Annotated in this window: 15 protein-coding genes; 10 read left to right on the top strand and 5 right to left on the bottom strand. The window is 61.2% G+C overall.

Going from position 1 to position 12,748, the window contains the following annotated elements; all coding sequences use genetic code 11:
• Window positions 1–25: 25 nt before the first annotated feature.
• The 3 genes from ABW043_RS17215 to ABW043_RS17205 all read right to left on the bottom strand — a co-directional run bounded on the left by ABW043_RS17215 (window position 26) and on the right by ABW043_RS17205 (window position 3,763).
• Window positions 26–604 (bottom strand): LysE family translocator, encoded by a 579-nt coding sequence (locus ABW043_RS17215; protein ID WP_353922425.1) that lies wholly within the window; start codon window positions 602–604, stop codon window positions 26–28.
• On the bottom strand, window positions 601–2,142 hold the full coding sequence (locus ABW043_RS17210) for a tryptophan halogenase family protein (RefSeq protein ID WP_353922424.1): 1,542 nt from the start codon (window positions 2,140–2,142) through the stop codon (window positions 601–603). Before ABW043_RS17210 ends, ABW043_RS17215 begins: the two co-directional genes overlap by 4 nt.
• Before the next feature lie 166 nt (window positions 2,143–2,308).
• Complete coding sequence (locus ABW043_RS17205; protein ID WP_353922423.1) at window positions 2,309–3,763, bottom strand: alpha-glucosidase/alpha-galactosidase; 1,455 nt, start codon at window positions 3,761–3,763, stop codon at window positions 2,309–2,311.
• Window positions 3,764–3,853: 90 nt separating this feature from the next.
• Between ABW043_RS17205 and ABW043_RS17200 the strand changes: the two genes are divergently transcribed.
• The 10 genes from ABW043_RS17200 to ABW043_RS17155 all read left to right on the top strand — a co-directional run bounded on the left by ABW043_RS17200 (window position 3,854) and on the right by ABW043_RS17155 (window position 11,948).
• A complete protein-coding gene (locus ABW043_RS17200) occupies window positions 3,854–4,735 on the top strand; it encodes an AraC family transcriptional regulator (RefSeq protein WP_353922422.1) in 882 nt (293 codons plus the stop codon).
• Window positions 4,736–4,888: 153 nt separating this feature from the next.
• Complete coding sequence (locus ABW043_RS17195) at window positions 4,889–5,362, top strand: putative pterin-binding protein (RefSeq protein ID WP_353922421.1); 474 nt, start codon at window positions 4,889–4,891, stop codon at window positions 5,360–5,362.
• A gap of 57 nt (window positions 5,363–5,419) precedes the next feature.
• On the top strand, window positions 5,420–7,714 hold the full coding sequence (locus tag ABW043_RS17190; RefSeq protein WP_353922420.1) for a putative bifunctional diguanylate cyclase/phosphodiesterase: 2,295 nt from the start codon (window positions 5,420–5,422) through the stop codon (window positions 7,712–7,714).
• A gap of 131 nt (window positions 7,715–7,845) precedes the next feature.
• Window positions 7,846–8,271 carry a MaoC family dehydratase gene (locus tag ABW043_RS17185; RefSeq protein WP_353922419.1) on the top strand — a complete coding sequence of 142 codons (426 nt, stop codon included), beginning with the start codon at window positions 7,846–7,848 and terminating at the stop codon, window positions 8,269–8,271.
• Window positions 8,268–8,825, top strand: a complete 558-nt coding sequence (locus ABW043_RS17180) for a MaoC family dehydratase (protein ID WP_353922418.1) — start codon at window positions 8,268–8,270, stop codon at window positions 8,823–8,825. Before ABW043_RS17185 ends, ABW043_RS17180 begins: the two co-directional genes overlap by 4 nt.
• A gap of 31 nt (window positions 8,826–8,856) precedes the next feature.
• Window positions 8,857–9,201: a hypothetical protein gene (locus ABW043_RS17175; protein ID WP_353922417.1), complete on the top strand. Its 345-nt coding sequence runs from the start codon at window positions 8,857–8,859 to the stop codon at window positions 9,199–9,201.
• Window positions 9,202–9,385: 184 nt separating this feature from the next.
• Window positions 9,386–10,405, top strand: a complete 1,020-nt coding sequence (locus tag ABW043_RS17170) for a TerC family protein (protein WP_353922416.1) — start codon at window positions 9,386–9,388, stop codon at window positions 10,403–10,405.
• Between the two features lie 339 nt (window positions 10,406–10,744).
• Entirely contained in the window at window positions 10,745–10,918 is a 174-nt protein-coding gene (locus ABW043_RS17165; RefSeq protein ID WP_353922415.1) for a hypothetical protein, read from the top strand.
• Window positions 10,919–11,080: 162 nt separating this feature from the next.
• Window positions 11,081–11,479: a VOC family protein gene (locus ABW043_RS17160; protein ID WP_353922414.1), complete on the top strand. Its 399-nt coding sequence runs from the start codon at window positions 11,081–11,083 to the stop codon at window positions 11,477–11,479.
• 70 nt (window positions 11,480–11,549) lie between these two features.
• Window positions 11,550–11,948, top strand: a complete 399-nt coding sequence (locus ABW043_RS17155; RefSeq protein ID WP_353922413.1) for a GFA family protein — start codon at window positions 11,550–11,552, stop codon at window positions 11,946–11,948.
• 25 nt (window positions 11,949–11,973) lie between these two features.
• On the opposite strand, the gene ABW043_RS17150 is transcribed toward ABW043_RS17155, so the two are convergent.
• A complete protein-coding gene (locus ABW043_RS17150; protein ID WP_353922412.1) occupies window positions 11,974–12,507 on the bottom strand; it encodes an adenine phosphoribosyltransferase in 534 nt (177 codons plus the stop codon).
• Window positions 12,508–12,531: 24 nt separating this feature from the next.
• Window positions 12,532–12,748: hypothetical protein (locus tag ABW043_RS17145; protein WP_353922411.1), on the bottom strand; the 217-nt coding region annotated here is incomplete at its 5' end.

The raw sequence follows: 12,748 nt of genomic DNA, 5'->3' as shown, positions 1-12,748 counted from the left end.
CAAGGGAGAGGTGGGGCTTCGCCCACTAGCTCAGCGTCTGCACCGCCAAAACCGTCGCAAACACCACCAGCGCCACCGCCGTAATCTGCTCCACCCGCGCCGATGTCAGCAGCCCCGCCGACCCCCGCTGCGCCAGCGCCCCCAGCATCATCCACCCCACCGCCGTCATCACAACCAGCAGCGCAAACACGCCGTCATAAGGCAGCCGCTCGACAAACCCGATCGTCGGAAAGATCGCAAACGCAAAAACCAGCGCCTTGGGATTGAGCAGCGTCGTCACGAAAACCCGGCCCAGCGTAATCCCCCGCTGCCCCAGATCCGCATGCCCCGCATTGCGCCAAAGCTTCCAGGCCGACCAGTAGAGAAACGTCACGGCCACCAGCTTGGCGATCACCGCAACCATCGGCTCCTTCGCCGCCACCGCCCCGACGATTTCGATCCACACCGTTATCGCAATCGCATAGCCGCCCAGCTCCCCAGCCAGCAAATGCAGCGACTTCCGCACCCCGCGCTGCGCCCCACTCGCCGCCATGAGCGTGTTCGTCGGCCCCGGCGTAGCCAACAGACCAAGCACGGCGAGAATAAAAGCAGTCCAGTCGCTCAACTCATACCCTGCACGATTTCGAGGAATTCCCGGTGCCCCAGCGCCTGCTGGGCCGCCGCCCGATATTCCTTCACCAGCCCATCAAACGCCTGCTGCGCAAAGCGCCGCAGTTTCGGATCGGCCTCCATTTCCTTGCGCGCCAGGTTCTGGTCAAGCAGCCCAAGCCCGTTGAGCACCGGATAGTGCAACTGCGTCTCGATATGCGGCAGCCCGCCGAGATAATTCGGAAAATGCTCATTGCGCGGCATCTCCTTCTGCCAGCGCGCCAGCCTCTCCTTCGTCTCGCGATGAATGCGATTGGCCCGCACCTCGCGCCAGAACGGCGTGTCGTCCCGCTCGGTCATGTAGTGCGTATTCACAAAGGTCCGGAAATCATCGACCTGCCGCCCCACCCGCGCATTATAGTCGTCCCGCGCCTTCTCCGTGATCTTGCCCGGCTCATCCATATAGCGCTGCGCAAACAGCATCATCTGCACGATGGTACCATGGATCGACGTGGATTCCAGCGGCTCCAGAAAACTCGAACTCAGCCCCACCGCTACGCAATTGCCAATCCACGCCTTTTCCAACCGCCCGATCTGGAAGCGAATATCGCTCCGCACCTCGATCGGATGCCCCAGCACCCGCTCGACCTCCTCCTTGGCCTGCTCCGGCGTCGTAAATTCATCGGAGTAGACATATCCGCAGCCATAGCGCTGCCGCGTCGGGATCTGCCACATCCAGCCCGAACTCTGCGCCCAGGCCCGCGTATAGGTCGCCAGTTCCTCGCCCTCTTTCAGGTCCACCCAAAACGGCAGCGCCCGATTGACCGGCAGCTCATGCGCGTATGACTTCCACGGCGCTTCCAGCGCCTTGACGATGATCTGCTTGCGAAACCCCGTCGCGTCGATGAAGAAATCGCCCTCGAGCCGAGAATTGTCATCGAGCACCAGCGCCGAAATATCCCCCGTCTCACCGTTCCGCTCGACGCCCGCCACCAGCGCATCGACCTTGTCGACGCCCTTGGATTTGCTGGCAAAGAACTTCCCCACCAGCGCCTGATCGAAATGATAGGCGTGGTGAAAAGGCCCGAGCGGGATCAGCGAGCCGTCCGGCTTCAGCGCATAAGGCGCCTTCTTCTGTTCCAAGAGCGGCTGGAACATGTGCATCTCTTGCACCGCCCTGCCCGCCGCCACCGCGTAGACATTCAAGTAGTCCGAAGGCGCCCCTGGCGGCGCCTGCACCACCTGATGCGGATCATCGATCGGCCCGTAATAAGTATAGCCCTTCCGCCGCCAGTCCTCGTGCCGAATGCCGAGCTTGAAGCTGGCATCGGTCTTGCGGAAAAACTCGAACTCGTCGATCCCAAAATGCTTCAGCAGCACCCGGAACGCAGCCGTCGTCGCCTCCCCCACGCCGACCGTGGGAATGCGCGAACTCTCGACCACCGAAATCTTGAAATCGAACCCGCGCCGCCGCGCCTCATCCTGAATGATGAACGCCGCGATCCAGCCGGCCGTCCCCCCACCCACAATGACAAAATGTGCTGGCTTCGCCATGCGTTAGTCCTCCCCACGACCACGCTATTTGCCGCCAACGTCCGCGGCAAGCACTCCTGTGAAATCCGGACTTCTTCCCCCGAAATCCGCCACCCAAAGAAAACGGCCCCAGCTTTCGCCGGGGCCAGAGATGACGCTTGGGAGGTCGCGTCAAACTTGAAAAGGATCAGTGGTGCGCGCCGCTCATCTCGCGCAGTTCTTCGACCGAGCGAACCTTCTTGCGTGCAGCGCCTTCCCAGTCGCGGGTCTTCACCGTCGACTTGGCAATGCGTTCCTTCGCCGCCGGCACGGCATCGGCATATTGCGGCAACCACTGCGCCTGGGCGACAACCATTTCGTCGACCATGGCCCACACTTCGTCTGGCGTGCAGATGGCACCAACCAGCGGATCATGCAGCACGGCCAGCTTCAGAGTATCGAGATTGCCAGTCATCGCCGCCTCGACCGAAAGCCGCTGCACCGACACCGAAACCGAGCACGTCGCCGCGCAGGCCGTCGGCAGGGTGATGCCTTCGATCATGTTGATACCGAAGCGATCGACATAGCCCGGGCTTTCGATGATCGCGTCATCCGGCAGGTTGGTGATGATGCCGTTGTTGCGGCGGTTGAAGTGGCCGCGATAGGCCCGGCCCGTTTCCAGCGCCTCGATGATGTAGCTGGCGTGTTCGCTGGTCCGCTTGTGTTCGGAAAGCGGCTTGTTGGCCTGCTCCTTGAACATCGGGAAATCGGTCTCGAACCAGTTCCGGCGCTCGGTCGAATAGCGCAGATACCCACCGGTCTCGCCGTGGATCCAGTCGCTCATGTCGATCCAGCGATTGATCTCGTCCGGACGCTTCCGATACCAAGGCAGGTATTCGGACAGATGCCCATTCGACTCCGTCGAATAGACCCCAAACCGCTTCAGCACGTCGATGCGGACCTTCTCGGTCTTGGAATAGACAGGGTGCCGTTCAAAACCGGCAATCAGCTCTTCCTTTTCGATCTTCCGGCCCTTGGCGCGGATATCGATATACCAGGTCTGGTGATTGATCCCCGAGCAGACATAGTCGAGCTCGCTATCCTTGACGCCAAGCACCTCGGCGATCTGATGCGCGCCATGCTGCACGCCGTGGCAGAGACCGACGACATTGACCCCACCATAGAGGTCGGCCGCCCAGGTGTTCATCGCCATCGGGTTGGCATAATTGAGGAACAGCGCGCCCGGCTCGGCGACTTCGCGGATGTCCTTGCAGAAGTCGAGGATCACCGGAATGTTGCGCTGGCCGTAGAGAATGCCACCGGCACAGATGGTGTCACCCACGCACTGGTCGACGCCATACTTGAGCGGAATGGAAATATCGGTCGCAAAGGCCTCGAGCCCGCCGACACGCACGCAGCTCATGATATAGCGCGCGCCCGTCAGCGCCTCGCGACGATCAGTCGTCGCGGTCACCTTGGCCGGCAGCTTGTTCACCGACACGATGGTCTCGATGATCTGGCGCACCATGTCGAGATTGTGCGGATTGATGTCCGTGAGCGCAAACTCGACATCGGCGAACTCCGGCACCTTCAGCAGGTCCGAAATGAGCGTTTTGGTGAAGCCGACCGAACCCGCGCCGATCACCGTAACCTTGAATGACATATTCCCTCCCACGCACCGCTCAGCGGTAGCAGTCTGTTAGCAATAGGTAGCCCGCGCGAACCAGGTGGTGTAGAGAAAGCTTGTGCGTTCATGGGTAATTTTGTGCTCTCCCAACTTCTCGACCACGGCCACGACATCCGCTCGCTGAACCTGCCGCGCAGCGCGGCTCCGCTCCATTGTATGGGCGTCAGCGCCGGCTATGAACAGCGCCGCAACGAGGTCTACTCTTGGGATGGCATGCAGCGCGGCACCGCGCCTTTCCTCGTCATCCAGCACACCACCCTGGGCGAAGGCCGGCTTGATTATGGAGGCACAAAACACCGGCTAACCCCCGGAAAAACAATGCTTGTTACCATGCCCCACGCGCACCGCTACTGGCTCGAACGCGGCGGCGAATGGGAATATTTCTGGCTGCTTCTCAACGGTCGCGAAGCCCTGCGCCTCGCCCGCGAAATCCTCGAGAGCGCCGGCCCGGTGCTCGAACCGACCGGGCACCAGATCGACCGCCTCGCCGCCTCCTGCCTCGACCTCCTGCAAATGCCCGAACCCTCGCCGGGCCTTGCCTCCACCGCCGCCTACGCCGCCATGTCCAGCCTCCACGACACCGTCTTCGGCAGCCGCCCGGCGCCCGAGCGAACCCTGCCCGCCGGCATCGCCCGGGTCGTGTCGCATGTCGAAGCCAACATCGCCTCGCCCCTTCCCGTCGATCGGCTGGCGGGAATCGCTGAGATGAGTCGGGCTCACTTCGTCCGCAGCTTCGCCGCAGCGCTGGGAATAGCGCCGTCCGACTACGTTCTCGAAAAACGGCTCGAGCGGGTCGAGCGCTTGCTGCTGGCGACAGAAATGTCAGTCGCCGCCATTGCCGAAGCCAGCGGATTCGCTGATGGAAACTACATGGCTAAAGTCTTGCGCCGACACCGAAATATGGCGCCGCTCGAGTTCCGCGCTGCCGGGCGGCGAGCCAGCCTTTGAGGCCATGTACACGCGCCTCAACATTGCCTCACTACGGACAAACCGATGCATAGAGGTGACATCCTGTTAAGCCTGCCACCACGATCCCTTGCAACTTAACCGCTCTTAAGAGTTGAAGGCGCAAGCTGAAGGAATGTGCAAAGGAGCACGCCAATGAACTCAATGCGCTTCATACCCACTCTCGCCCTCGCCGCCTTCGCTTTCGCCATGCCCACTTTCGCGCAGGATGTTCCGGCCGTAACGATCAGCAGCGCGTCCGGATCGGTCACGCTCGATCGCAACGAACTCGAAGCCATGGGCCTGGTCTCGATCAAGACCACCACCCCCTGGAACGAAGGCGTTGTGGACTTCGAAGGCGTGCCGCTCAAGGCGCTGCTGGAAAAGGCCAATGCCACCGGCGAAACCGCCACCGTCATCGCGCTCAACGATTATAGCGTCGATGTCCCGACTGCCGATTTCGACGAGTTCGGCACCATCCTTGCGGTCAAGCGCAATGGCGAGTACATGCCCGTCGATGATCAGGGCCCCTTCTTTGTGATCTATCCCTTTGATTCCAATCCGGTTCTGCAGGGCCAGCCGTACTACGGACGGGCCGTCTGGCAGGTCAAGGAAATCACGGTTCAATAGTGGCTCGTCTGCCCCTGGGAGAGGGCAGGCCAGCAAAAATAGGATGAAGCCGTCACCATGCGGTTCCTTCGCATAGCGCTGACCGTCGTCATCCTGGGCTTCATAGCCTCGGCGATCTATATTTCTGCGCTGGTCTTTCAGCGCCAGACCGCCCTTGAAGGTGTTGGCCTGGGCAATGTCACCTGGATGGTCGCTCAGGCTCCCAGCGAATTCGCCCGGCTCGAACAGCGCGTCAGCGCCTATGCGGCGGGCGACCCCAATATTTCAGCCGACGAAGTCAAGCTGCGCTTCGACATCGTCGTCAATCGCCTCAAGACCCTGCGCACCAAGGATGTTGAGAACTTCTCGCTCTCCGATCCGCGTGTAGGCCAGATTCTGGACGCCCTCGACGCAGCACTGGAAGAGGCGCGCCCCTTGCTGGCCCAGCTGGACCGGCCGGGCACACCAGCCAAAATCCTAGCCATTCTGGAGCCGATTTACCCCAAGCTGGCGCGGCTTTCGACCGACGCCAATGTGTGGAACGTGGCGCGGATCGAGGCGGACAGGCAGGGCCTTTTCACCCTGCAATGGGCCTTCACCTATGTCGCCATCGGCATGATTGTCTTCGGCGTTTTCCTGACCGCCTTGCTGCTGCTACACAATGGCCTCCTCGGCCGCGCGCAGGAGGTTTTGAAGCAGAAGGAGCGGACCCTGGCCCTGCAAAATGCCCGCTTTGACGCCGCGCTCGATGCCATGTCGCTTGGCCTCTGCCTCCTCGATTCGCATAATCGCGTCATCGTCTGCAACCCGCGCTTTCTGGACATTTTCGGCCTCAACGCGGCCCGGGTAACGCCGGGCACCGCCATCGGCGATCTGATCGACGCAGAATTGCTCGTGGATCACGAGGACGATTTGTTGGGCGACAATGCCGACTTCGCCCTCCTCAACAATCACACCCGCCACCTGCCCAATGGCATGGTGCTGGAAATCTCGCGCGAACCGACTGCCGAAGGCGGCTGGGTCTGCACGTTCGAAGACGTAACGGAACGCCACCGGGCGCAAAACCGCATCGTGCACATGGCGCACCACGACAACCTGACCGGCATGGCGAACCGTCTGCGCTTCTGGGAGAGCATCGGCCAAGCCGTGCGAGGGCTCTCGACGCGGGCCCAGCCCTTCGCCATCCTCTATCTCGACCTCGACCGGTTCAAGGAAGTCAACGACACCCTTGGACATCCTGTTGGCGACGCGCTGCTGCGCCAGGTCGCCGAGCGTCTGCGGGCCACGTCTTCCGCCCGCGAAATGGTTGCGCGCCTCGGCGGCGATGAATTCGCCGTGCTCCACTATTGCCTCGACACCTCCGCGGACAGTTCGCAGGCGCTTGCCGAGCGCATCATTGCGAGTATCGCCCAGCCCTACCGCATCGAGGACAACGAGATCGTCGTCAGCACCAGCGTCGGCATCGCCATGGCGCCGACCGATGGCACAGACACCGATCAACTGATGAAGAATGCCGACCTTGCGCTCTATAGCGCAAAGGCCGAGGGCGCCGGCACCTACCGTTTCTTCTCGCCCCAGATGGAAAAGTCGCTGCAGAACCGCCGCCATCTGGAAATGGAACTGCGCGGCGGCATCAAGCTCGGTCAATTCGAACTCTACTACCAGCCGCTGGTCCGCCTCGACACCGGTCGCGTCGTGTCTGGCGAAGCGCTGATGCGCTGGCGACATCCCGAGCACGGTATGATTTCCCCGGTCCAGTTCATTCCTCTCGCCGAAGAGACAGGCGCCATAGAGGTTCTGGGCGAATGGGCGCTGCAGCAGGCTTGCCAGGACGCCCTCCACTGGCCCGACCATGTGCGCGTTTCGGTAAACCTCTCGCCGGTGCAGTTCCGCGGGGCAGGCCTCGTCGATATCGTCAAGGCGGTGTTGGCGACGAGCGAACTCGACGCCCGCCGGCTCGAACTCGAAATCACCGAGTCGGTTCTCTTGCAGAACAACGCCGTCAATCTCGAGGCACTGCACCAGTTGCGCGCTTTGGGGCTCACTGTCGCGCTCGACGACTTCGGCACCGGCTATTCCTCGCTGAGCTACCTGCAGCGCTTTCCATTCGACAAGCTCAAGATCGACCAGAGTTTTGTGCGCGATCTCGCCGACCGGCCTGACAGTCTCTCCATCGTCCAGTCTATCGCAACGCTCGGGCGCAATCTGCGGATGACCACGACCGCGGAAGGCGTCGAGACCCAGGCGCAGCTTGACATCATCACCCGTGCCGGCTGCACCGAGGCCCAGGGCTATTTCTTCGGCGCTCCCATGCCCGAGTCCGAATTCCGTGATCTGCTGATGCGGCAATACCCGATGAGTGCCGGCGTCTGAAACCCGTTCGAGGGCCAGCCGCCAGCCATCTTGCCCTCAACCCGTCCTCGTGCGAAAACCACGTTGACGTATAGGGAAAGACAATGACCAATCCTGTCACCCAAGATCTCAGGCATTTCGAGGATCTCGTTGTGGGCGAAGTCATCAGCCTCGGCCAGACGACCGTGACCAAAGAAATGATCTTCACCTTTGCCTGGGAGTTCGATCCCCTGCCCTTCCACGTCGACGAAGACGCGGCGAAAAGCAGCCTTCTCGGAGGACTCGCCTCGAGCGGCTGGCAAACGGGCGCTCTCAGCCTGCGCATGCTGGTCGACAGCTTCCTGAGCAAGATCGCCTCTGCCGGCGGCCTGGGTTTTCAGGACCTCAAGTGGAAAAACCCTGTCATGGCAGGGGACACCATCGGAGGTACCGTGACCATTGCCGCGCTCCGACGTTCCGGCAGCCATCCGCAATGGGGCATCGTCACGCTCGATTTCGACATCCGCAATCAGGCGGATAAGCCCGTCATGACCATGCAGCTCTCCAATTTGGTTGAATGCCGCGAGGTCGCCGCATGACCCGCTGGTTTGAAGACATCGTCATCGACGAAGCATTTCCCCTCGGCGACCACACCTTTTCCGAGGCGGAAATCATCCGCTTCGGAAAGCTCTATGATCCCCAATATTTCCACATCGACCCGGAACAGGCCAAGCACAGTCATTTCGGCGGGCTGGTCGCGAGCGGCTGGCACACTGTCAGCGTCGGCCATCGCAAAATGGTGGACGCTCTTGATGCTGAAGCAGACCGGCTCAAGGCCCAGGGCAACGAGCCTGGCGTCTCCGGCCCTTCGCCCGGCGTCAACTCAATGGAGTTCAAGGCACCGGTGCGTCCCGGCGACACCGTCACCTATGAACTGATCGTGACCGGCAAGCGACCGTCCAATTCCCTGCCCGGCTGGGGTCTGCTGTTCAACCGCCTGACCGCAGTCAATCAGCGTGGCGAACTGGTCTACCACGCCGAAATCGTGGGTTTTTCCAAGCTGCGCGGCTATTCCATGCCGCTCAAATTGAAAGTGTTGCTGGCGCTCACCAGAGTGCCGGTGATCGGTCCGCTTCTGCGCCGGAGCACTTGAAAGGCAGCGGACGCACCGGCACTCTCCATTCATGCGCCGATTCGCCCTTGCACTATTGCTGTTCCCCGCCTTGACCCTGCCCTCGATGGCGCAGGTCTACCAAGGCAATTGGTCCTGCCGGGACGCGACGACCAATCGCGTCGGCATTCTGACGATTTACGGCAATGTCTATGGCTGGGCCTCGCGCACCATGGGCGACCCTAATTCGGGCACCGGCACGGTAACGCCCTACCAGGATGGCGTCGGTTTCAACGACGGCAACCTCAAGGCCAATCTCGGCGTTCAGGCCGCCCGCATGGTCGAAGACCCGGTCAACGGCGTCGCGGTGCAGCTTGAAACGGCCGACACTATCGTCATGCTCTGCACGCCGCGCTGAGCGTCAACCTCGGTCGCCAATAATTCCATATTTCATGGTGTCACTCTCTACTCCCAAAGGTAGGGGCTTGACCTTTTCCGCCGATTGCACAATTTAGAGGGGCAATGCCGGGCCCCTCTGGTCATGGGTTCTCCATGGCGATGTCGGAATTGCTCCACCTCGTTACATGGAGAAGGTCCGGCGTATGGAAACGCTTCTTGCCGCCCTTTCGGGCGATTTTCTCGGAACCCCCGTCTATTTCTGGATCGCGTTCATTGCGATCGTCATTGGTCTGCTTGTTTTCGACCTCGGCATTCTGCACAAGGATGAGCACGAGATCGAAGCCAAGGAGAGCCTGCTGCTCTATGGCTTCTACGTCCTGATTGCCCTCGCCTTCGGCGCCTGGGTCTGGTGGCAACGTGGCGCCACTGCGGGCCTAGAATTCTACACCGGCTATCTGCTGGAGCAGAGCCTGGCGATGGACAACATGTTCGTCATCGCCACGATCTTCGGCTTCCTCGGCATTCCCCGCCTTTACCAGCACCGCGTGCTGTTCTGGGGCATTCTGGGCGTGATCCTGTTCCGCGCCGTGCTCATTGGCGTCGGCGCCGCTCTGGTCAACCAGTTCAGCTGGATTCTGCTCGGCTTTGGTGCCTTCCTGGTCTTCACCGGCATCCGCATGTTCCGCCATCAGGATGAGGAACCGCACCTCGAAGACAACAAGGTCTTCCAGTTCATCTCCAAGCACTTCCGCGTCACCAAGGAGCTGCATGGCCGGTCATTCACGGTCAAGCAAGCACACCCGACCACCGGCAAGCTTGTCACCTGGCTGACCCCGCTGGCCGTCGCTCTGATCATGGTCGAAATCGTCGACCTGATCTTTGCCGTCGACTCCGTGCCGGCCGTCTTCGCGGTCACGCAGGACACGTTCATCGTTTACACGTCGAACATCTTCGCCATCCTCGGCCTGCGTTCGCTCTACTTCGCGCTGGCCGCGGCGATGAACCGCTTCCGTTACCTGCAGACGTCGTTGGCGATCATCCTGGTCCTGGTCGGCATAAAGATCTCGCTGGTGCCGTTCCATATCCACATCGACACCTTGCTCTCGCTGCTGGTGACGCTGGCGATCCTGGCGGGCGGCGTTATCTTCTCGCTGTGGAAGACCCGCAACGAGCCCAATATCAGCGCTCAGGAAGACCCGAAGCAGGGCCATCTCGAGCCCTGATCGGCACGATCTGAATGCATGGAGGCGACCCGGTTGACCCGGGCCGCCTCTTTTTTGTATATTTGCATGCGCAACGCGCTTTGGAGGCCCTGTCCAGAAATGATCTGAAACCGCACCCCTGACGCTTCTGACTTGTCTTGGCACCCCCGCACCGGGGACCGGCCAGTCATGATGGCGCATGCGGCAGCGGTCGATCTTCGGACGGCCCAAATCTCTCCCTAGTCTACCTCTGCCCTGCCCCCTCGGCGTCTTAGCTTTTCCGCATCCGCGCGCCTTTTGGCGTGCGCCGTTTCACTTGCTTGGCCCGAGGGGAATAGCCCGGGCCGGAAGGATAGACTCATGCCGAAAAATCAGTTCCAGCGTCCGCAGCCAATCAACCACGCGCACAATGTGCCGCGGCACGGACAGCAGCTACCCCAGCCCCAGAAGCTGCCGGTAAAGTCGATGGCCCCGGCGAAAAAGACCGGCCTGCCGTCGCTCGAAAAGCTGCTGGGCGGCCAACACCACCACTAAAACAGGCGAGGCCGGTGGAAAACGCCGGCCTCACTTTTCCAAGCACTAACAATAGCTTCGTCTCTTCGGACGCAGTCGACGGTCGAGCAAGCAAAGCAGTGCTCTAAACTTGCCGCATTTGCCCAATAGCAAAATTGTCATAATGACGAAGGAGAAGAACAAATGGGTGTGATCCACGAGATCGTCTTCGACTGCGACAAGCCAGCCGTTCTCGCTCGTTTCTGGGCCGAACTTCTCGATGGCTACGATGTGCGACCCTACGACGCCGACGAAATTGCCCGGCTTGCTGCCCTCGGTCTGACGCCAGAGACGGACACGACAGTAATGGTCGATGGCCCCGGCCCTTCGATCTGCTTCCAGAACGTCGATGGCCGCGTCTACGACAACAATCGCGTGCATCTCGATATCGAGACCACCGACCGCGGTTCTGACGTGGAGCGACTCAAGCAGGCTGGCGCGACGCTGGACCGGGTCCTGCCCACGTATACGGTGATGCGTGACCCCGAAGGCAATCAGTTCTGCCTCGTCGATCCTCGTATCACGACGATGGCTGCCGCCTGATCGGCGAGGTGCTGACAAGACCTGTCAGCGCTCCGCGCTACATCGGGACATCCAATTCGAGGAGTAACCCATGTCGCTGATCGCAACCTGCCATTGCGGCGCCACGCGTATCACCCTGCCCTATCTGCCCACCGACATCAAAAGCTGCAATTGCAGCTTCTGCCAGAGGGCCGGCGCGGTCTGGGCCTATTTCGAAGAGGGTGAGCTGGAGTTCAACGCGCTTGACGGAGACAAGGTCTACTCCGCCAGCGACGGCATAAACCAGCACCACTTCTGCTCCAATTGCGGCATCCACACCTGGGGCAGTTCGCCAGACTGGGGATCCGCCTACAATGCCGACGGCACCCCGAAAGGCGAGCCGGGCGTCATGCCCAGCAAGCGCAGCTTTGCCATCAACCTCAACGCAGTCGATTCGCTCGACTGGTCGAAGGTGAAGATCGAAAAGATGGACGGCAGAAACAACTGGTAGGCCGATTGGCCCGTCCGGCGAGGGGCTAGTGCCCCTCGAAAGCCATCAGCGCGTGAACACCGACGTTTTCCGCACGCAGCTTGTCAGCGCCGCCGAGGTCCGGCAGGTCGATGGCAAAAGCGGCGTGATCGCAAGCGGCGCCCGTGCGACGGATCAGGCTTACGGCCGCGATAGCCGTACCACCCGTGGCGATCAGATCGTCGACAATGAGCACCTTATGGGTGTTGTTCAGCACGTCGGCATGGATCTCGATCGTGTCGACGCCATACTCAAGCGCATAGTTCTGGCCGATTGTCGTACCCGGCAGCTTGCCGCGCTTGCGCACCGGCACAAAGCCCACGCCCAGGGCAATGGCAACGCCTGCCCCGAATATGAAGCCACGCGCTTCGATACCAGCGACATGGGTGAAGCCGAGCCCGCGATGGGCCTCCGCAAGCCGCTCAACGCTTTCCTTGAACCCTTCCGGATGCTCGATCAGCGTGGTGATGTCACGAAACAGAATCCCCGGCTTGGGGTAATCCGGAATCGTGCGGACGAGCGACTTCAGGTCGAGCGACATGGAAGGCCTTGTAAGACTTGGGAATCAGGGAGTGCGGCGACCGACAATATGGCGGGCGATGACGCCGGCATTATAGGCGACACTGCGCGTCGCATTGGCAGCGGCTTCGCGGGCCTTGGGATTGTTGGCCACGGCATGAATGCCGGCGCGGACAGCCGGATGGCGGCTCATGGTCATGGCTGCGGACACGACGGTGACAGCCAGGCGAATGGCGGACAAGGCAACCTCCTCCCACAAAACC

It is taken from the genome of Devosia sp., from assembly GCF_040509215.1.
Lineage (GTDB): Bacteria > Pseudomonadota > Alphaproteobacteria > Rhizobiales > Devosiaceae > Devosia.
The sequence above is the reverse complement of the archived record's forward strand: the minus strand, read 5'-3'. Positions and strand labels throughout refer to the sequence as shown.